Consider the following 795-nt stretch of genomic DNA (forward strand, 5'->3'; position numbering starts at 1 on the left):
GAAGCGGGTTACTACTCGGTGAAAATTGCAGAGAACGGTATCAAAGCTGAGCTTACGGCGTCTGAACGTGTCGGCTTCCATCGTTACACCTACCCGCAAGGTCAACCACAACGTTTGAAGATAGACCTCAACTCCATCCTTAACAGTGATTGGGGTTCGACCTCTCTGCGCAACAAACTGACGGTGAGCGAAGACGGTCATACCATCACGGGCGAGCGCGATGCAGCACACTTCTCTGGCTGGGCAAAAAACCAAAAAATCTTCTTCTATGCGACTTTCGATAAGAAGATCAAAGACGTCTACATCCTTGCCAATGGTAAGCCTGTTGACGGCCTAACGGCAGAGCACGTTTCTGAATTGATTTACGATGACCAAGGTAATCCAGTTAAGCGTGTCAAAGCGGACGTTACTGCCTACATCGAATTTGAAGATGAAGGCTCACAAGAGTTGAATGCGCAAGTGGCGTTATCTGCGGTTGACCCACAAGGCGCGGAAAACAACTACGATGCCGAAGCGAATGTCTCTTTCGATACTGCGCGCAACAACGCGCGTGAGAAATGGGCAAAAGCACTCAACTTCTCAATTGAAGGGGGCACGGAAGATCAAAAAGAGATCTTCTACACTGCGCTTTACCACACCAAGATTGCGCCTATGGTGCATCAAGACGTGGATGGTCGATTCCGTGGCATGGGCAAAGGCTCGATTCGTGAAGGCGAAGGGGAATACTCCATCGTTTACGGTCAAGCAACGGAAGAACAGCCAAACTTCTCGGTTTACTCTCTATGGGATACCCAA

At 49.4% G+C, this 795-nt stretch carries 1 protein-coding gene; it reads left to right on the forward strand.

The genetic code is table 11. The features are described from left to right. The coding region (locus tag R7Q11_RS25695) for a glycoside hydrolase domain-containing protein (RefSeq protein WP_225466940.1) at window positions 1-795 on the forward strand (795 nt) is incomplete at both ends.

The organism is Vibrio sp. 970 (assembly GCF_033339075.1).